The following is a 17,802-nucleotide window of genomic DNA, read 5'->3' as shown; positions in this document are numbered from 1 at the left end:
TAAGTAAATTATTAAGTGCTTATGTAAAAACTTTACCCAGTCCGGCGGGCCTGTGCAACAGCTCAGACGCCGCGGCTGCCCGGATTGGGCTCGGGGTTTACCTTGATCCCGCGGAAAGACGTGCAAAAGAAACGGGCCGCACTGGGCGGCCCGTTGTCACCTGCCTGCGTTGCGACGCGGCATCAGAGCTTCTTGTACACCTCGGCGCCGGCCTTCACGAACTCGACCGACTTCACCTCCATGCCCTTCGCGAGGGCTTCCTCTTCCTTGAGGCCTTCCTTCGCGGCGAAGTCGCGCACGTCCTGCGTGATCTTCATCGAGCAGAAGTGCGGGCCGCACATCGAGCAGAAGTGGGCGACCTTGGCGGACTCCTTGGGCAGGGTCTCGTCGTGGAATTCGCGCGCCTTGTCCGGGTCGAGGCCGAGGTTGAACTGGTCTTCCCAGCGGAACTCGAAGCGCGCCTTGGAGAGCGCGTTGTCGCGGATCTGCGCGCCGGGATGACCCTTGGCGAGGTCGGCGGCGTGGGCGGCGAGCTTGTAGGTGATGATGCCTTCCTTGACGTCGTTCTTGTCCGGCAGGCCCAGGTGCTCCTTGGGCGTCACGTAACACAGCATTGCCGTGCCGTACCAGCCGATCTGCGCGGCGCCGATGCCGCTGGTGATGTGGTCGTAGCCGGGGGCGATGTCGGTCGTGAGCGGCCCCAGCGTATAGAAGGGCGCTTCCTTGCAGTACTCGAGCTGGAGATCCATGTTCTCCTTGATGAGGTGCATCGGCACGTGGCCCGGACCTTCGATGATGGTCTGCACGTCGTGCTTCCACGCGATGTCGGTGAGCTCGCCCAGCGTCTTCAGCTCGCCCAGCTGCGCCTCGTCGTTGGCGTCGTAGATCGAACCGGGGCGCAGGCCGTCGCCGAGCGAGAAGGCCACGTCGTAGGCCTTCATGATCTCGCAGATGTCCTCGAAGTGCGTGTAGAGGAAGCTTTCCTTGTGGTGCGCGAGACACCACTTCGCCATGATCGAGCCGCCGCGCGAGACGATGCCGGTCATGCGGTTGGCGGTCATCGGCACGTAGCGCAGCAGCACGCCGGCGTGGATCGTGAAGTAGTCGACGCCTTGTTCGGCCTGCTCGATCAGCGTGTCGCGGAAGATCTCCCAGGTGAGGTCCTCGGCCTTGCCGTTCACCTTCTCGAGCGCCTGGTAGATCGGCACCGTGCCGATCGGCACCGGGCTATTGCGGATGATCCACTCGCGCGTCTCGTGGATGTTCTTGCCGGTGGACAGATCCATCACCGTGTCGCCGCCCCAGCGGATCGACCAGGTCATCTTGTCGACCTCTTCCGAGATCGACGAGCCGAGCGCCGAGTTGCCGATGTTGGCGTTGATCTTCACGAGGAAGTTGCGGCCGATGATCATCGGCTCGCTTTCCGGGTGGTTGATGTTGTTGGGGATGATCGCGCGGCCGCGCGCGACCTCGGAGCGCACGAACTCCGGTGTGATCTCCTCGGGGATCGAGGCGCCGAAATGCTGGCCCGGGTGCTGGCGGGTCAGCAGCTTGGCCATCTTCTCGCCGGTCGGGCCCGTGGCGCGCAGCGTCTCTATGTAGGCGCGGCGGTTCATGTTCTCGCGGATCGCGACGTATTCCATCTCGGGCGTGATGATGCCCTTGCGCGCGTAGTGCATCTGCGAGACGTTCGCGCCGGCCTTGGCGCGGCGCGGATGGCGGTGCAGGCCGGGGAAGCGCAGCTCGTCCAGGCTCTTGTCGGCGGCGCGCATGCGGCCGAACTCGGACGACAGGTCGGCGAGCACTTCGGTGTCGCCACGCTCCTCGATCCACTGCTGGCGCAGCGCGGGCAGGCCGGAGCGGATGTCGATCTTGGCCGTCGGGTCGGTGTAGATCCCGGACGTGTCATAGACGAAGATCGGCGGGTTCTTCTCGCCGCCGAACGCGGTCGGGGTGTCGGCCTGCGAGATCTCGCGCATCGGCACCTGGATGTCCGGGCGCGAGCCCTCGACGTAGACCTTGCGGGAATTGGGCAGCGGCGCGATCGCGGCCTCGTCGACGTGGGCCTGCGCGGCGATGAATTTTTCGGTGGCGTTCATGCGTTCTCCTCGGTGGGGCAGGGCCGGGCGGACGACCGGAAGGAGGAGGCGCAAGACTGCACCTACGCTTCCCTTCGCCGGAATTACCCGGATCAGGTTCAAAGGGTTTTTCTCACCCGGCAGCCGCAACGAAGGCGGATGCAAGGACCCCTAGGTAAGTTGCGACACGTTACGCCAAACTTTGGCGCATGTAAATCACCAAAAATCGGAACGAAACATTCTATTACGTGGAATTCTGCGGAGAGGCGCGCCCTGGCGTGCCTGCGGCTTTCGCGCCGGTAATGTCGGAGGCGCCGCACTCCGCGTGGCCGCCGACGAACAGCGAGGCGAGCCATCCTGCGAACAGCAGCACGGCGAGCTTCACCATCAGCCAGCCGGCGCTCTCCTGCTGGTCGACCAGATAGCTGTTGCACACCCGTACCGGCGCGGCGATATAGAGCCAGCCGAGCACGGCGAGCATGCTGATGAAGTTGGTCCAGAGGAAGCCGCGGCCGATCGAACCGAGCCGGCGCCATGCGAGCGCGAGCGGCAGCCCGACGAGCAGGGGCAGGCTGACGAATTTGGCCGCTTCGACCGGCAAGTGCGCGAGCGCCTCGTCGAGCGCCCGCGGCAGCATCCACCAGGTCGATGCGAACAGCGCGACGACGACGTGCGGGACCGGGCCGCCCGCGGCGGCGAGCAGCGTTTCCTGCCAGGCCTCCGGCAACAGGCGGCAGGCGATAAAGCCGAGGGCCGCGAGCAGCGGGATCTGCACGAGCATGTGGCCGCTCATCGTCGCTTCGAGCCATGCGCGCGCTGCCGGCGTCGCGAGCAGCAGGTACAGGGCGACGAGGATGCGCGGGCCGATGCCGGCGCGCGTGGCGGCGTTGATCACAGCACCTCCCTGAGTCTGTCGGCGAAGCGCAGCGGGGCGTCGAGGTCGGCGATCTCCGCGAGCCGGCCGTCGCGGCCGACGAGGTGGATCGCGGCGTTGTGTTCGAATCCGCCGAAGCGGTCGGCAATCACGACGATGCCGAAGGCGCCGAGCAGCGCCTGCAGCTGATCTGCGTCGCGCACGCGCACGATCCGCCAGTGCTCGCCGTCGGCGCCGTGGCGGGTCCCGTAGGCCTTCAGGTTCGCAGGATCGTCGTGCCCGGGATCGAAACTGATGCTCAGCAGCGCGACGTCGCGCCCGAGCGCGTCGGCCGGCACGCGGTCGCGGATCTGCTTGAACGCCGCGCCAAGGCTGTTGCAGATTGTCGTGCAGCGGGTATAGATGAATTCCACCGCGAGCAGCCGTCCGCGGTAGTCGTCGAGGCGGAAGACGCGGCCGTCCTGGTCTTCGAGGATGGCCGCGGGCAAGGGGCGCGGCGTGCGCAGGATGTCGGCCCGGCGTGCGGTCTCGGCGGTGAAGGCCTTGAAACCGTCGGTGCCGCACCAGAAGGCGCCGGTGCCGAGGACGGTCACCAGGGCCGTGACGGTGACGCTGCGCGCGACCGCTTTCATTGTTTGCAGCTCACGCGGTCGCGGCGCGCGCGAGCGGCGCACGCTGGTAGTCGTGCCGCGCCAGGCCGATGCGGGCGAAGAAGCGGCCGACGAACAGCAGCGCCGAGGCGATCACCAGCACCGCGAACACGGACGCGATGCGGTCGTACGGCACCCATTCGGGCAGGTGGGCGGCGTAGCGGCGCGCGACGCTTTCCTTGCCGGAATACAGGAAGCTCAGCGTGAAGCCGAGCACCGACGACGTGAACAGCCAGAACGCGATGCGGTCGATCGGGCGGTCGTCGGTCTCGTGGTCCGGCTTGCCGAGGTAGTACATGAAGCCGAACACCATCGTCACCATGCCCAGCAGCAGGTAGGTGTGGAAGTGCCCGGGCACCCACAGCGTGTTGTGCATCACGTAATTGACGGTGATCGTGCCGTCGATGAAGGCCGGCATCGCGCCCGCGGCCCAGCCGAACAAGGACAGGAACAGCAGCTTCGACGCCATGTCCCAGCGGATGCCGGAGCGATAGACGATCATCAGCGCGCCATAGCCGGTGACGACGAGAATGGGCACGGTGTTCAGGTAGCCGATTATGTGGCCCATGATTAGCATCCACTTCGGGAACGCGAAGTCCATCAGCAGGTGATGCGGGAAGATGAACAGCACCATCAGCGTCGACGCGGTCCACGAGGCGAGGAACACCTTGTTCGACTTCCACGGCCGCTGCGTGTAGCGCGGCAGGATCTCGTACACCGCGATCACCGCCATGTAGATCGTCGCGTTGATGAAGACGTGGCCGAAGAAGTAGATCATCCCCTTGGCGAGCAGCGGGTCGATGTCGAAGCCGGGCACGTAGAGATTCACCAGCATCATCGTCAGGATGCTCGCGCCGACGACCAGGCCGATGACGTTGACGATGGTGACCATCGCGCTCGCGACCACCGTCGGCGGCGGTGCCTTGCCGTCGTCGTGGCCGAAGAGCTGCGGCCAGCCGAGCGCGCGCGCGAAGTTGCCGTAGCGCGCGACGATCGCGCGGGCGACGTCGAGGTGCAGCAGCAGGAAGCCGACGCCGATCACGAGCAGCCCGCCCATGAAGAGCGCCGCCGCGTCCGCGCTCCACATGCCCATCGACTTGCCGGGAAGCGGGAACAGGAAGGTCCATGCGCCGTGGAAGCGGCCGAGCAGCACGCTCGCGAGAATCATCACGACGCCGGCGAGAAACAGTACGAGGTTCGCGATGAAGATGCGCGACGACAGGGCGACGTACTGGCGCAGGAAGTGCCACATCACCGACGCGCCCGCGATCGCCGCGATGCCGACCATGCCGGCGCCGTGCAGCGTCATCAGCTGGTAGAAACGGTCGGCGCCGATCGAGATCCATTGCGCCTGCTCGAGGCGCATCAGCAGGCCGAAGACCATCATCAGCAGCAACACCGCCGCCGAGGTCGCCAGATAGGCCAGCACGCCGGCCTTCGCCCCGTGGTCGGGGCGGTGTTCGTATGCGTAGGTCGCCATGTTCGAGTCCTCCCTTACCGAGCGTCGACGCGGATTTCGGTCATCATGTTGTGGTGTGCGACGCCGCAGTACTCCATGCACAGGATCCGGTACGTCCCCGGTTCCTCGAAGGTGTGGCGCAGCGTGTTGGTGTAGCCGGGCATCCCCTGTGTCTGCGCGACCAGATGCAGGTTCGCGTCGTAGATGCCGAAGCCGTGGTTGACGTCCGCGCTGGTGACGCGGAATTCGACCGGCTGGCCGGCGGTGACGTGGTCCTGGCTCAGTTCCCAGCGCCACTGGTAGCCGGTGGCGTCGATGACCTGCACGGGGCCCGAGCCGGTCCGGGCACGCGCGGCGCCATAGGGCAGATCCGTGAGCGTGTAGATCATGGCCGGTCCGAACACCAGCACGAGCCCCCAGAAGAGACGGGTGCGCAGGCGGTAGGCGCGTTTCTGCAGCGGCGCATAGTCGTCCTGCCGCCGGCCGGAATTGATGGCGACAAAGGCGAAGCCGAACGCCACGAGCGTCATCAAGAGGAGTGATAGTTGCCAGGCAATGGGTTGCACGATGGGTTCTCCTGTCCATGTGTTCGTGGTCGGGACATGGGTGTCCCCCTGAACTGCACATAGCCAGTGCCGTGCCACGTTCGCCAACCGCTTGATGTCAATCATTTTTTCGTCGCGGCGTGGATGTTCAAATGCGTTCATCGATCCACACTGGACGTTCATCGCGAACGTTCAATCTGAACGGAAGGGCGATCTCCATGCCGAGCCTGGCTACCTTGCGCGTGTTTCTCGACAGCCTCGAAGAGGGCGTCCTGTTTCTCGACGCCGACCGGCGCGTGCTCGAAATGAACAGCGCGGCCGGCCGCATGATCGGGCGCGACAATCAGCGCGTCATCGATGGGCTGTGCCCGACGCTGTTCTCCGGCACCGAATGCGCGCGCGCGTGCGAAGACCGCGGCCGATGTTCGCTGACGCCGGCGAAGGGCGAGGACGACAAGGTCCAGGACATCGTCCTCCGGACGCCCGCCGGCCTCGACATGCCGCTGCGCATGTGGGCGATGCTGCTGCCGCCGAATGATTCCGGCCTGTACTGCGCAATCATCCTGCGCGACCGCTCCCGCGAGGTCGAACTCGAAGCCGAGGTGCGCGACCGCTGGCAGCTCGGCGGACTCACCGGCCGCAGCCGCGCGATGCAGGAGCTCTACCAGAAGGTGCTGCGCATCGCCGCGAGCGACGCCAACGTGCTGATCACCGGCGAAAGCGGTGTCGGCAAGGAGCTCGTCGCCCGTGCGCTGCACGACAACTCGGCGCGCGCAAGGGGGCCGTACGTCGCCGTGCATTGCGCTTCGCTGCCGGAGAGCCTGCAGGAGTCCGAACTGTTCGGTCACGCGAAGGGCTCCTTCTCGGGCGCCACCTGCATGCGGGTCGGCCGTTTCGAAGCGGCCAATGGCGGCACGCTGCTGCTCGACGAGATCGGCGAGATCTCGCCCGCGACGCAGACGCGGCTGCTGCGCGTGCTGCAGGAGCGCGAGGTCGTTCGTGTCGGCGAGAACCACCCGCGCAAGGTCGACGTCCGCGTCGTCGCCGCAACGCATCGCGACCTGGCCGCGATGGTCGCCCGCGGCGAGTTCCGCGAGGACCTGTACTACCGGCTGCACGTGCTGCCGCTGCATGTGCCGGCCTTGCGCGAGCGTCGAGAGGACATCCCCCTGCTCGCGGGCAGGCTGCTCGGCGAGCTGGGCGAGCGCTACCGGCGGCCCGACCTGCGCCTGTCGCCGGAGGCCATCGGCATGATGGAAGCCTTCGCCTGGCCGGGCAACGTGCGCCAGCTCTTCAACGCGCTGGAATACGCCGTGGTGAACGCCGACGGCCCGACGATCCTGCCGCGGCACCTGCAGCGGGAACTGGCGGTATCCGTTGCAGCGCCGCCCCCTGCTGGCGTCCCGCTGACGCACTACTACACGTCAGGGCTGACCGAAGACGAGGAGCGTGCGCAGATTCTGCGCGTCGTCGAGGAATCGGGGGGCAACAAGGCGGAGGCGGCGCGACGTCTCGGGATGTCGCGCACGACCCTGTGGAAGCGGCTCAAGTCGGCGTGAGGGAGATGGCCGCGGCTTGAGGCCTTGGCGCATCGGCGCCGACCGGCGCGCCGTGGTGTGCCCGTCGCTTCAGGCGGACGGCCACCAGCGGTGGAAGTGGAGCACGGGACCGTGCCCCTTGCCGACTGACAGCGCGCCGGAAGCGGTGATCGCGTGCAGCAGGTAATCGCGCGCATCCCGCACAGCCGCTTCGACCGGACGGAAGCCGCCGGCGCGCTGCGGCAGCAGGGCGGCGATCGCCGACGACAGCGTGCAGCCGGTGCCGTGCGTGTTCTTCGTCTCGATGCGCGGCGCGGGCAGTTCGATCATGCGGTCGCCGTCGAACAAGAGGTCCACGACATCGCTGCCGGGGAGGTGACCGCCCTTGAGCAGCACCCAGCGCTCGGACGAGAGCGGCAGCATCTCGCGCAGGCGCTCGGCGGCGCGGTACATCTCCTTCACGGTCTCGGGCGGGCGCTGCTCCAGCAGCACGCCGGCTTCGGGGAGGTTCGGCGTGATCATGAAGCTGCGCGGCAGCAGGGCTTCGATCAGCATCGCCACCGCGTTGCGTGCGAGCAGATGGTCGCCGCTCTTCGCGACCATCACCGGGTCGCACACGACGAAGGGCGCGTCGAAGTGTGCGAGGCGGTCCGCGACCGTCGCGACGATCTCGGCACTGCCCAACATGCCGAGCTTGACCGCGTGGATCGCGACGTCGGCGAACAGCGTGTCGATCTGCAGGCGCAGGAAGTCGGTCGGCGGCGTATGCACGCCGGTGACGGCCTGCGTGTTCTGCGCGGTGAGCGCGGCGACGACGCCGCAGCCGTAGGCGCCGAGCGCGGAAAAGGTCTTGATGTCGGCGAACACGCCGGCCCCGCCGCTGGGATCGACCCCGGCGATGCTGACGACGTTGGGAATCTGGCGCTGCACGGTCTTACCTCGAAATGGGAGAGCAGGCGGGCGACGCTACCGAAACGTCCCCGAACTGACAAGTCGCCAGGCTAATCGCGAACTCGTGTAGCCGACCGCCTGCTTCTGCGACAGATGTTTCGTTCGTCTCACCCGCGTATCGAGACGGCTGTCTCGCGGCGGGCCATCGGTGTCCCGCAAGTCATTGAAGAAAAAGAAAACCGGTCGTGGCACGGGATTCGCGTGAGCTGCAGGGGGCGGGCAGCGATCGGTGCGCTCGTCTCCTGTGCAAGCACTACACAACGAGGAGACATTCAATGCACAAGAAACAATCCGGCCGCGCCGTCGCCGCGTCGCGGCCCTGGCGGGCGGCACTCGTCGCCGCTGCCCTCGGCGCGGTCGTGCCGGCCCAGGCGCAGGTCACGCTCGACGTGATCGGCCCGCACGAGTATGACCTGCCGGTCGATTTCAAGCCCTTCAACGTGTTCGTGCAGTACGCGACCTTCCAGGACGGTGATCGCCAGTGGGACGCCGACGGCGACCGCCGGCGCGCGGCGAGGACGCGCACGATCGTCGGCCTTTCGAAGTACGTGCGTTTCTGGACGCCGGAGTCGAATCCGAAGGTCGGGCTCGCGTACGAGATCATCGTGCCTGAAGTCGGGATGCGGAACTCGGACACGCGCAGTTCCGCGAGCGGCATCGGCGACCCGATCACCGGCTTCGCGGCCTGGTACAAGCCGAGCGCGAACTCGACGCTGGGCTTCCAGACCTTCATGCAGGTGCCGGTCGGTGATCAGGATATCGGCGGCGGCGACGTGTGGAAGAACCTGTCGAGCCTGTTCTGGGACGTGCAGTTGGGCAGGCTGACCTATACGGCGGATGCGGGCTTCGTGTTCTTCGGCGAATCGACCGCGGCGGATGCAACGCCGGGAACGCTGTTCCACACCAATCACCGCCTCGGTTACCAGATCAACGACGCGATCGAGCCCTTCCTCGCGCTCGACTACGAGCGTCAGGAAGGCTGGCGGGACCGCGCCGCCGGCGTGAAGCGGCCCGCAAGCCACGAGACGACCGCCGGTATCGGCGTGATGTTCAAGTACTACGGCAACCAGTCGATCACCCTGCGCTACTCGCGCGGCATCGCGGGCGAAAGCCACGGGGCGACCGACAGCCTCAATCTCAAGTACGCCTGCGCCTGGTAAGCGCGATCGATCGCGGAGGAACACACCATGAAGATGAAGAAACTGGTCGTCGCGCTCGCCTGTGCGGGGGCGCTGTCGGGAAGCGTCGGAGCCGCGAGCGGCCCGGGTTACGACGACCCGGACAACTGGCCGCAGTACCACCGCAGCTTCAACGCGTGGCGCTTCAGCCCGCTGGCGCAGATCAACCGCGACAACGTGGCGCGGCTGAAGGTCGCGTGGATCCACCAGCCAGGCAACATCACCCACGGCATCCAGGCCACGCCTATCGTGGTCGATGGCGTGCTGTACTACGTGTCGGCGAACAACAACGTGTGGGCCGTCGATGCGGCGAGCGGGCGCACGCTGTGGCGCTACGAGCCGAAGCTCGACCCGCTGTCGAAGCAGACTTTCTATGCGGCCGCGAGCCGCGGCGTGACGGTGGGGCGCGGCAAGGTGTTCCTCGGCACGCTCGATGGGCGCTTCGTCGCGCTCGACCAGAAGACCGGCAAGGAGGTCTGGTCGACGCAGCTCACGGACCTCAAGTCGCAGTACGGGGCGCTCTTCTCGGCGCCGCCGCAGCTCGCCGGCGACGTCCTCTTCGGCGGCACGACCGGGGGTGACCAGCCGATCAGCGGCAAGATCCATGCGGTGAATGCCGACACCGGCAAGCCTGCCTGGACCTTCGAGATCCTGCGCGACGACCCCGAGAGCTGGCCGGGCGACTCGCGCCAGCGCGGCGGCGGCAGCGCGTGGATGCCGGGGACCTACGACCCGCGCACGGACACGATCTACATCGGCACCTCGAACGCCGCGCCGGACTACTTCAACGCCGACCGCAAGGGCGACAACAAGTGGACCGCGAGCCTGCTCGCGCTCGATCCGAAGACCGGCAAGCTGAAGTGGGCGCGGCAGGAGATCCCGCACGACTCCTGGGACTTCGACTCGGCCTACGAGGCGCTGATGGTGAAGGGCGCGGACGGCAAGGACGTGATCGTGCATCTGAACAAGAGCGGCTTCGTGTTCGTGATGGACAAGGACGACGGCAAGCTCGAGAACGTGTGGCAATTCGCGCAGCACGTGAACTGGGTGAAGGGCATCGAGCCGAAGACCGGGCGGCTGATCGACCCGGTGTATCCGGAGGAGGGCAAGCGCAAGCTGTTCTGCCCGAACCTCCTCGGCGCGCGCAGCTGGAACCACGGCGCGTTCAACCCGCAGACGGGGCTGTGGTATTCGCACGCGATGGAGGTGTGCAACGAGGTCGTCGCCGGGCGCGACGATCCGGCGAACCTCACCGCGATCTCCTCGCTGTCGCTCGGCATCGACGAGATCAAGCTCGTGCCGCCGCCGGCCGACAAGCCGCATGGGCGCCTGGATGCGCGCGATCCGCTGACGGGCAAGGTGAAGTGGAGCATCCGTTATGACATGCCGCCGCTCTCCAGCGTGCTGACCACGGCCGGCGGGCTGGTGTTCACGGGCGACATGGAAGGGCGCATCTACGCCTACGACGCCGACGACGGCAAGGAATTGTGGCGCTTCAACGCCGGCTCCGGGCTGCGTGGCGGGCCGGTGAGCTATGCGACCGGCGGGCGCCAGTACGTCGTCGTGCCGACGGGGCTGGGCTCGCATGCGCCGGGCTTCCTCGCCGGGGCCTATCCGCAGATCAAGGACTTGCCGGGCGGGGCGGCACTGATCGCCTTCACGGTGGATTGAGCGCGTCCCGTCCGCCTTGCCTTCTTCCTCCTTGGGCGGGTTTGCCTCCCGCCCATTTTCGCGGGGCGGCCGCAGGTCGCCGCCCCGTCCTTTCTGCACCCGTCTTGCCATGGATGGAACGATCATGCTTGTGCGCACGCTCTCCCTGTTGGGCCTTCTCGCGGGCTTGTCCTTCAATTGTGTCGCGGTCGGCCCCGCGGCCGTCGAACCGGCACGCGAGGCAGCGTCGGCCGGCGGCCCGGTCGCCGCGCCCTTCGATCTCGCCGATCCGGCGCGCATTGAGGCGGGCCGCAAGCGCTTCAACAAGACTTGCGCGGGCTACTGCCACGGTTTCGAGGGCGTCGGCGGACGCGCGCCGGATTTCAAGGGGCGCAAGGATCTGCCGGTGGCGCTGATGTTCGAGACGATCACGCACGGGCGCGTCGGCGCGGACGTCATGCCGCCGTGGGGCGCGGCGTTCAGCGCGGAGCAGATCTGGGAGCTGGTGGCCTACCTGCGGTTTCTCGGGACGCAGTCCTAGGTCGCTGGCATGGAGGACGGGGCCGGATGGCTGTCGACAAGGTCGACGTCAGCCGCCTCGGTGTCAGCTCACGTGCCGCAACTCCGCCGTGAGGCGATCCAGATTCTGCTCGTTGGCTTCGGTCACGAAGGCGGCGATGCGTTGCCGTTCTTCTGCCGTATCGAAGACCTGCCGCCAGCCGACCAGCGTCTGCTCGCCCTGTGCCGTGAGCGTGATGGTCAGTTCGAAGTGATGACCGGAAAAGTGTTCCAGGACGATCCGCTCCGGCGCGACGATTTCGGTGAAGACGCTCTCGTTCGTGTAGTTCGTGCCATCCGGGCCGTGCATCACGAATCGCCAGGCGCCGCCGGTGCGGAAGTCGAATTCGTCGAAGGTGTTGCTGAAGCCCTTGGGGCCCCACCAACGGGCAAGGTGCGACGGATTGCTGAACGCCTTGAAGACGCGCTCCCGCGAGGCATCGATCAGGCGCGAATGGACGAATTGGCGGTCGGCGGTGGAGCCGGTGCCGGGGGATCTCTCGTTCATCTGCAGTCTCCGGGGCGCATCCTCACGCGTCGAATTCCCGCCGGTTCGGGCTGACGATCTGCAGCCGCGCCATCTTGCGGTAGAACGTGGCGCGCGACATGCCGAGTTCGCGGGCGGTCACCGTGACTTGCCACTGATGTCGGCGCAATGCGGCGAGCATCAGGGCGCGGAGTTCCGCCTCGGCGTTCGACAGCGGCCGGCGCGGGGCCTCGGCGTGGCACGGCAGGCGCAGCGGCGGGGCGTCGTCGAAGGCGTCGGAGCGCGGCGACGCGGCGTGACCGCCGGGGCGAGCGCGGAACAGATCGGGCGGCAGATGCTCGAGTTCGACGGCGTCGCCGTCGGCGATCGCGCAGGCGTAGCGCATCGCGTGGCGCAACTGGCGGATGTTGCCCGGCCAGTCGTGGCGGGCCAGCGCGTCGAGCGTCGTCGCGGCGAGACGCAGGTCGGAACGCTCCATCGCCGCGGCTTCCTCGCGCGTGACCTTGTCGATCACGCTGCGGATGTCGTCGCGCTCACGCAGCGGGGGCAGCAGGAAGACCGCACCGTTGAGGCGGTAGTAGAGGTCTTCGCGGAAGCGCCCCTGCTGCACGAGTTCGGGCAGGTCCTGGTGGGTCGCACAGATCACGTGCAGGCGCACCGGCGTCGGCGATTCGGCGCCCAGCGGCAGCACTTCGCCTTCGGCGAGCACGCGCAGCAGCCGGCTTTGCAGTTGCAGCGGCATGTCGCCGATCTCGTCGAGGAAGAGCGTGCCGCCGTCGGACTGCAGGATCTTGCCGCGCACGCCCTTGCTGCGTGCGCCGGTGAAGGCGCCGTCACGATAGCCGAAAAGCTCGCTCTCGATCAGCGTCTCGGGGATCGCGGCGCAGTTGAGCGCGACGAAGGGCTTGTCGCGCCGCTCGCTGTAGTCGTGGATCGCGCGCGCGAAGGCTTCCTTGCCGGTGCCGGTCTCGCCCAGCAGCATGACCGGGATGTCGCGGTTGGCGACCTTCAGCGCGCGTTCGACGTTGCCGCGCAGGCGCGCGTCGTCGAGCGCGAGGTGCGAGAAGCCGGGGATCTGCGCGCGCACGCCGTCGTCGGCCGATTCGTCCTCGCTCGGCGACGGCGCGAGTCCGCTGCGGCTGCGCGTCGCCGGGGCGCGCAGGATCGCGAAGAGGCGTTCGCCGTTCGCGGTGACGCGCAACGGGAAGGCCTGTCCGGGGTGCGCGTGCGCGGCGGCGAGGATCTCGTTCGTCGTGCATTCGAAGAGGTCGTCGATGAAGGCCGGCGCAGGCCCGCCGTCGCCGTCGAGGAGTTCCAGCCGTGCGCGGCGGTTGCCGCCGACGATGTGGCCGCTGTCGTCGAAGGCGACGAGGTAGTCGGTCTGCACGCTGAGGTATTCGGCCAGCCGCCCGAGCTGCAGCACCCAGTAGGGGCGCAGGTTGTACCAGGCGAAGGCGTTCTCGATCTGCTGCGCGCGGTCGAGCACGAGGCGATAGACGAGGAGCTGGCTTTCGCGCTGCGCCGGGGCGTGCAGGGCGGTGGCGTCGAGCACGGCGACGGGGTGGTCGTCGGGGCCGAAGATCGGCACCGAGCTGCAGCTGAAGGCGATGTTGTGCGAACGGAAGTGCTCGTCGCGATGCACGAGCATCGGCTGGCCGTCCATCAGTGCCGTGCCGACGCCGCAGGTCCCTTCGAGCGCCTCCGACCAGCAGGTGCCGACGCGGAAGCCTTCCGCCTTGAATTCCTTGTCGAGTTCCGGGACGGTGCGGAAATCCACCGTCACGCCGTCGGCGTCGGTGAGCAGGACGCAGTAGTTCACCGGCCGCAGCTGCGCGTGCAGGCGGTCCATGCCTTCGCGCGCGATGCGCATGAAGGCGTCGATGCGGTCGCGATGCTCGCGCAGCTCCTGGGCGGTGACGACGCGCGGCGTGGTCGCGAGCGCCGGGTCGACCTGATGGGTACTGAGCGACCGCCGCCACGAGCGCGCGAGGCGCTCGAAAGTGCTGTCGCGTCCGAGCGGCAGGCCGCGTTCGACGACGTCGATCACGCGTCCGACGTGCTGGACGATCTCCTGAGGTCTCCTCATTGCCTTCCTCTCGTCTCCGGCGTCCCGCGCCGGATGTATTGGATAGAAGTGCTTTTTCCTTTGCTTTCAGCCTATTCCCGGACCGGCGTGAAATCAATGCGGACAGGTGTCTCACTCGCCTGAGACGGCTGTCCCGCGATTCCCGGGCCGGGTGTCTCAGCGGATGTGGCGGACGACGTGGATTTGGGGCCCCTCCGAAGTCGATCGCGGGGATCCGGTGCGACAGCATGTCTGCGGTTTCATCTGTCTTTTCATGTGCTTGCGTAGTGGTGCAGGCAGTCGGCGAGGCGTGTGGGCGGGGAGGTGGCACGCCCCGTGCGGAAGGAAGTCCAGGTCCGCGGCAATCGGTGCAGGCGCCGCGGCACTCGACACCTTCAACCAAGCGAGGAGCAATGATGAGCGAGACACTGAACCGCGAGAGCCTGCTCAAGGCTTACCGGATCATGCGTACGATCCGCGAGTTCGAGGAACGCGTGCATGCCGACTTCGCCACCGGCGAGATTCCCGGCTTCGTGCATCTCTATGCCGGCGAGGAAGCCTCGGCGACCGGCGTGTGCATGCACCTGAGCGGCGCCGACTACATCGCCAGCACCCACCGCGGCCACGGCCACTGCATCGCGAAGGGCGTGGATCCGGTCGGCATGATGGCCGAGATCTGGGGCAAGGCCACCGGCACCTGCAAGGGCAAGGGCGGCTCGATGCACATCGCGGACCTGTCGGTCGGCATGCTCGGCGCCAATGGCATCGTCGGCGGCGGTGGCCCGCTGATCTGCGGCACTGCGCTCGCTGCGAAGATCCGTGGCACGCAGGATGTCGGCGTGTGCTTCTTCGGCGACGGCGCGTCGAACCAGGGGACGATCTTCGAGGCGATGAACCTGGCGGCGGTGTGGAAGCTGCCGGCGATCTTCGTCGCGGAGAACAACGGCTACGCCGAGGCGACCTCGTCGAAGTACTCGGTGCCCTGCGAGAACATCGCCGACCGTGCGCCCGCCTTCGGCATGCCCGGCGTGATCGTCGACGGCTTCGACTTCTTCGCCGTGCACAAGGCGGCGGGCGAGGCGATCAGGCGCGCGCGCGAAGGCGGCGGTCCGACCCTGCTGGAGGTGAAGCTGTCGCGCTACTACGGCCACTTCGAGGGCGACCAGCAGACCTACCGCGCGCCCGGCGAAGTGCAGAAGTTGCGCGAGACGAAGGACTGCCTGCTGCAGTTCCGCCGCCGCGTCACCGCCGACGGCGAGATCACCAACGAGCAGCTCGATGCGATCGATCGCGAGGTGAAGACGCTGATCGACGACTCGGTCGTGCGCGCGAAGGCCGATCCCAAGCCCGCGCCGGCCGACCTGCTGACCGACGTCTACGTATCGTACTGAGTGACCTCGAAGAAATCGAAGGAGACATCCAAATGGCAAGAAAGATCACCTACCAGCAGGCCATCAACGAGGCGCTGGACCAGGAAATGGCGCGCGATCCGCGCGTCATCATCATGGGCGAGGACAACGCCGGTGGCGCCGGTGCTCCGGGCGAGGAGGATGCCTGGGGCGGCGTGCTGGGCGTCACGAAGGGCCTCTTCCACAAGTACCCGGGCCGCGTGCTCGACACCCCGATCTCCGAATCCGGCTACGTCGGGGCGGCGGTCGGCGCGGCCTGCAACGGACTGCGTCCGGTCGCCGAGTTGATGTTCGTCGATTTCATTGGCGTGTGCTTCGACCAGATCTACAACCAGGCGGCGAAATTCCGCTACATGTTCGGCGGCAAGGCCGAGACGCCGGTCGTGATCCGCGCGATGTACGGCGCGGGCTTCCGGGCGGCCGCGCAGCACTCGCAGTGCCTGTACAACATGTTCACGCACATCCCGGGGCTGAAGGTCGTCGTGCCGTCGAACCCGTACGACGCGAAGGGCCTGCTGATCCAGTCGATCCGCGACAACGACCCGGTGATCTTCCTCGAGCACAAGGTGTTGTACACGATGGAGGGCGAGGTGCCCGAGGAAAGCTACACCGTGCCCTTCGGCGAGGCCAACGTCGCGCGCGAGGGGGATGACGTGACCATCGTCGCCTTCGGACGCATGGTGAACCAGGCGCTCACCGCGGCCGCGGCGCTGCAGAACCAGGGCATCCACTGCGAAGTGATCGACCCGCGCACGACCTCGCCGCTCGACGAGGACACCATTCTCGAGAGCGTCGAGAAGACCGGGCGCCTCGTAATCGTCGATGAATCGACGCCCCGCTGCAGCATGGCCTCCGACATCGCCGGCATCGTCGCGCAGAAGGCTTTCGGCGCGCTCAAGGCGCCGATCGAGCAGGTCACCGCGCCGCACGTGCCCGTGCCCTTCAGCGACGCGCTGGAAGATCTTTACGTTCCGAGTCCGGCCCGCATCGAAGCGGCCGTCACCCGAGTCAAGGAGTACCGCTGATGTCCGCGATTCACAAGCTGACCATGCCCAAATGGGGCCTCTCGATGCAGGAGGGGAAGGTCAACGGCTGGTTGAAGGAGGTCGGCGACGCGATCGCCGTCGGTGACGAGATCGTCGAGGTCGAGAGCGAGAAGATCGCCGGCGCGGTGGAAGCCTCGGTCGCGGGCGTGCTGCGTCGGCAGCTCGCGTCGGCCGAGGATGTGCTGCCGGTCGGCGGGCTCCTCGGCGTCGTCGCGGATGCCGAAGTGCCCGACGCCGAGATCGACGCGGCCGTCGCGGACTTCCTCGCGAACTTTACGCCGGATTCGGGTGAAGACGAGGACGCCGGGCCGAAGCCCGAGAAGATCGAGGTTGGCGGCCGCAAGCTGCGCTACCTGAAACGTGGGGAGGGCGGCGAGCCGATGATCCTGGTTCACGGCTTCGGCGGCGACCTCAACAACTGGCTTTTCAACCACGAGGCGCTCGCGGCCGATCGCGCGGTGTACGCGCTCGACCTGCCAGGCCACGGCGAATCGGCGAAGCAAGTCGGCGACGGCTCGCTCGCGACGCTCGCCGCCGCGGTGACCGGATTCATGGAGGCGGTCGGAATCGAGTCGGCACACTTCGTCGGCCACTCCATGGGCGGCGCGGTGTCGCTCGCTGTCGCCCAGGCGGCGCCCGCGCGCGTGAAATCGCTGACGCTGATCGCGAGCGCCGCGCTCGGTGACGAGATCAACGGCGCCTACCTCGACGGCTTCGTCGCCGCGGGCGATCGCCGCGCGCTCAAGCCCGTGCTGACCGAGCTGTTCTCGGACGCCGGCCTCGTCACGCGCCAGCTCATCGACGACATGCTGAAGTACAAGCGCCTCGAAGGCGTCGATGCCGCGCTGCGCACGATCAGCGGCACGCTGTTCGGGAACGGCCGGCAGGCGACGGTGCTCGCCTCGGTGGCGGGCGGCCTTGGCAAGCCGGTGCTGGTGATCTGGGGCGAGAACGACCGGATCATCCCGGTCGCGCACGCGCGGGCCGCAGGCAAGGATGCGCTCGTCGAAGTGCTGGCGGGGCAGGGGCACATGGTGCAGATGGAGGCGGCGAACGAGGTGAACCGACTCGTCAAGCGCTTCCTCGGCTAGCAACTGGCGATCAAATTTATACAGCCCGTTCGGGTATGGTTCCTCCCCCTTCAAGGGGGAGGTTAGGAGGGGGATGGGTTTCGGCCGCGTCTGATGAACCCATCCCAACCCCAACCCGGGAGTCTCCGCTTCGCTCCGCCGCTCCGGCGGCGCAGAGCAGTGCTCTGCAAAACCCCGCCTTCGCCCCCTTGAAGGGAGGGAGGTCCAACTAATTGCTTTACGG

The 17,802-nt window shown here is 67.3% G+C and carries 15 protein-coding genes and 1 riboswitch; of the genes, 7 read left to right on the top strand and 8 right to left on the bottom strand.

Going from position 1 to position 17,802, the window contains the following annotated elements; all coding sequences use genetic code 11:
- Positions 1-182: 182 nt before the first annotated feature.
- From thiC to U5817_RS21465, 5 genes are all read right to left on the bottom strand, one after another.
- Positions 183-1,979 carry a phosphomethylpyrimidine synthase ThiC gene (gene thiC / locus U5817_RS21485; RefSeq protein ID WP_407281119.1) on the bottom strand — a complete coding sequence of 599 codons (1,797 nt, stop codon included), beginning with the start codon at positions 1,977-1,979 and terminating at the stop codon, positions 183-185.
- A 171-nt stretch (positions 1,980-2,150) separates the two neighbouring features.
- Positions 2,151-2,261: riboswitch (TPP riboswitch) on the bottom strand.
- 61 nt (positions 2,262-2,322) lie between these two features.
- A complete protein-coding gene (locus tag U5817_RS21480; protein ID WP_407278761.1) occupies positions 2,323-2,973 on the bottom strand; it encodes a hypothetical protein in 651 nt (216 codons plus the stop codon).
- Positions 2,970-3,584, bottom strand: coding sequence for an SCO family protein (locus tag U5817_RS21475; protein WP_407278760.1), 615 nt, complete (start codon positions 3,582-3,584; stop codon positions 2,970-2,972). The genes U5817_RS21480 and U5817_RS21475 overlap by 4 nt, the downstream gene beginning before the upstream one ends.
- 10 nt (positions 3,585-3,594) lie before the next feature.
- Positions 3,595-5,082 carry a cbb3-type cytochrome c oxidase subunit I gene (locus tag U5817_RS21470; RefSeq protein ID WP_407278759.1) on the bottom strand — a complete coding sequence of 496 codons (1,488 nt, stop codon included), beginning with the start codon at positions 5,080-5,082 and terminating at the stop codon, positions 3,595-3,597.
- Between the two features lie 14 nt (positions 5,083-5,096).
- Positions 5,097-5,627 (bottom strand): cytochrome C oxidase subunit II, encoded by a 531-nt coding sequence (locus tag U5817_RS21465; protein ID WP_407278758.1) that lies wholly within the window; start codon positions 5,625-5,627, stop codon positions 5,097-5,099.
- Positions 5,628-5,824: 197 nt separating this feature from the next.
- On the opposite strand from U5817_RS21465, the gene U5817_RS21460 reads away from it, so the two are divergent.
- On the top strand, positions 5,825-7,165 hold the full coding sequence (locus U5817_RS21460) for a sigma-54 interaction domain-containing protein (RefSeq protein WP_407278757.1): 1,341 nt from the start codon (positions 5,825-5,827) through the stop codon (positions 7,163-7,165).
- Between the two features lie 69 nt (positions 7,166-7,234).
- Here the strand turns inward: U5817_RS21460 and thiD are convergent, their stop codons facing one another.
- Positions 7,235-8,074, bottom strand: a complete 840-nt coding sequence (gene thiD, locus U5817_RS21455; RefSeq protein WP_407278756.1) for a bifunctional hydroxymethylpyrimidine kinase/phosphomethylpyrimidine kinase — start codon at positions 8,072-8,074, stop codon at positions 7,235-7,237.
- A 296-nt stretch (positions 8,075-8,370) separates the two neighbouring features.
- Between thiD and U5817_RS21450 the strand changes: the two genes are divergently transcribed.
- The 3 genes from U5817_RS21450 (at position 8,371) to U5817_RS21440 (ending at position 11,464) form a co-directional block, all read left to right on the top strand.
- Positions 8,371-9,255: a transporter gene (locus U5817_RS21450; RefSeq protein WP_407278755.1), complete on the top strand. Its 885-nt coding sequence runs from the start codon at positions 8,371-8,373 to the stop codon at positions 9,253-9,255.
- 27 nt (positions 9,256-9,282) lie between these two features.
- Entirely contained in the window at positions 9,283-10,944 is a 1,662-nt protein-coding gene (locus tag U5817_RS21445; protein ID WP_407278754.1) for a pyrroloquinoline quinone-dependent dehydrogenase, read from the top strand.
- A 124-nt stretch (positions 10,945-11,068) separates the two neighbouring features.
- Positions 11,069-11,464: a c-type cytochrome gene (locus U5817_RS21440; protein ID WP_407278753.1), complete on the top strand. Its 396-nt coding sequence runs from the start codon at positions 11,069-11,071 to the stop codon at positions 11,462-11,464.
- 63 nt (positions 11,465-11,527) lie between these two features.
- Here the strand turns inward: U5817_RS21440 and U5817_RS21435 are convergent, their stop codons facing one another.
- Together U5817_RS21435 and U5817_RS21430 are read right to left on the bottom strand one after the other, a co-directional pair.
- Positions 11,528-11,989, bottom strand: coding sequence for an SRPBCC family protein (locus U5817_RS21435; RefSeq protein ID WP_407278752.1), 462 nt, complete (start codon positions 11,987-11,989; stop codon positions 11,528-11,530).
- A gap of 22 nt (positions 11,990-12,011) precedes the next feature.
- Positions 12,012-14,054, bottom strand: a complete 2,043-nt coding sequence (locus tag U5817_RS21430) for a sigma-54-dependent Fis family transcriptional regulator (protein ID WP_407278751.1) — start codon at positions 14,052-14,054, stop codon at positions 12,012-12,014.
- A gap of 395 nt (positions 14,055-14,449) precedes the next feature.
- Between U5817_RS21430 and U5817_RS21425 the strand changes: the two genes are divergently transcribed.
- The 3 genes from U5817_RS21425 to U5817_RS21415 are packed head-to-tail and all read left to right on the top strand — an operon-like array spanning position 14,450 to position 17,579.
- Complete coding sequence (locus U5817_RS21425) at positions 14,450-15,424, top strand: thiamine pyrophosphate-dependent dehydrogenase E1 component subunit alpha (protein ID WP_407278750.1); 975 nt, start codon at positions 14,450-14,452, stop codon at positions 15,422-15,424.
- Positions 15,425-15,456: 32 nt separating this feature from the next.
- Entirely contained in the window at positions 15,457-16,467 is a 1,011-nt protein-coding gene (locus U5817_RS21420; RefSeq protein ID WP_407278749.1) for an alpha-ketoacid dehydrogenase subunit beta, read from the top strand.
- Positions 16,467-17,579, top strand: coding sequence for an acetoin dehydrogenase dihydrolipoyllysine-residue acetyltransferase subunit (locus U5817_RS21415; RefSeq protein ID WP_407278748.1), 1,113 nt, complete (start codon positions 16,467-16,469; stop codon positions 17,577-17,579). The genes U5817_RS21420 and U5817_RS21415 overlap by 1 nt, the downstream gene beginning before the upstream one ends.
- Positions 17,580-17,802 lie beyond the last annotated feature (223 nt).

This window comes from Aromatoleum evansii (assembly GCF_045689615.1).
GTDB lineage: Bacteria > Pseudomonadota > Gammaproteobacteria > Burkholderiales > Rhodocyclaceae > Aromatoleum > Aromatoleum evansii.
Note: the sequence above shows the minus strand (reverse complement) of the source record. Positions and strands in the feature narration are given on the sequence as shown.

What these genes read in the sequence shown, in the direction of transcription:
- U5817_RS21430 (WP_407278751.1), bottom strand. Translation starts at nt 14,054, where the DNA reads ATGAGGAGACCTCAGGAGATCGTCCAGCACGTCGGACGCGTGATCGAC.
- U5817_RS21475 (WP_407278760.1), bottom strand. Translation starts at nt 3,584, where the DNA reads ATGAAAGCGGTCGCGCGCAGCGTCACCGTCACGGCCCTGGTGACCGTC.
- U5817_RS21425 (WP_407278750.1), top strand. Translation starts at nt 14,450, where the DNA reads ATGAGCGAGACACTGAACCGCGAGAGCCTGCTCAAGGCTTACCGGATC.
- U5817_RS21435 (WP_407278752.1), bottom strand. Translation starts at nt 11,989, where the DNA reads ATGAACGAGAGATCCCCCGGCACCGGCTCCACCGCCGACCGCCAATTC.
- U5817_RS21440 (WP_407278753.1), top strand. Translation starts at nt 11,069, where the DNA reads ATGCTTGTGCGCACGCTCTCCCTGTTGGGCCTTCTCGCGGGCTTGTCC.
- thiC (WP_407281119.1), bottom strand. Translation starts at nt 1,979, where the DNA reads ATGCGCGAGATCTCGCAGGCCGACACCCCGACCGCGTTCGGCGGCGAG.
- U5817_RS21445 (WP_407278754.1), top strand. Translation starts at nt 9,283, where the DNA reads ATGAAGATGAAGAAACTGGTCGTCGCGCTCGCCTGTGCGGGGGCGCTG.
- U5817_RS21470 (WP_407278759.1), bottom strand. Translation starts at nt 5,082, where the DNA reads ATGGCGACCTACGCATACGAACACCGCCCCGACCACGGGGCGAAGGCC.
- U5817_RS21450 (WP_407278755.1), top strand. Translation starts at nt 8,371, where the DNA reads ATGCACAAGAAACAATCCGGCCGCGCCGTCGCCGCGTCGCGGCCCTGG.
- U5817_RS21460 (WP_407278757.1), top strand. Translation starts at nt 5,825, where the DNA reads ATGCCGAGCCTGGCTACCTTGCGCGTGTTTCTCGACAGCCTCGAAGAG.
- U5817_RS21420 (WP_407278749.1), top strand. Translation starts at nt 15,457, where the DNA reads ATGGCAAGAAAGATCACCTACCAGCAGGCCATCAACGAGGCGCTGGAC.
- U5817_RS21415 (WP_407278748.1), top strand. Translation starts at nt 16,467, where the DNA reads ATGTCCGCGATTCACAAGCTGACCATGCCCAAATGGGGCCTCTCGATG.